The 223-nt window shown below is 66.8% G+C and carries 1 protein-coding gene; it reads right to left on the bottom strand.

Annotated elements, in window-relative coordinates:
* Positions 1 to 223, bottom strand: a 223-nt coding sequence (locus ABFP37_RS22650) for a DDE-type integrase/transposase/recombinase (protein ID WP_347035053.1), incomplete at both ends; no start/stop codon positions are given.

The following is a 223-nucleotide window of genomic DNA, read 5'->3' as shown; positions in this document are numbered from 1 at the left end:
GAATCGCTGTTCGGCGCCGAGCTGTGCCGCGGCGGCCTTGAAAGCGGCGGACTTCCGGTAGGCGAAGGCGTTGTCGGTGATGATGCGTTCGATTGTCCTGATGCCCTGCGCGTTGAAGAACCCGGCGGCCCGGAGGAGGAATGCCGCCGCGGTCGGGCCTTTCTCGTCCGGGTGGATTTCGGCGTAGGCCAGGCGGGTGTGGTCATCGATGGCGGCGTGGATG

This window comes from Burkholderia sp. RS01, assembly GCF_039748055.1.
Taxonomy (GTDB): Bacteria; Actinomycetota; Actinomycetes; order Actinomycetales; family Micrococcaceae; genus Arthrobacter.
This window is presented reverse-complemented; position numbering and strand designations above follow the sequence as displayed.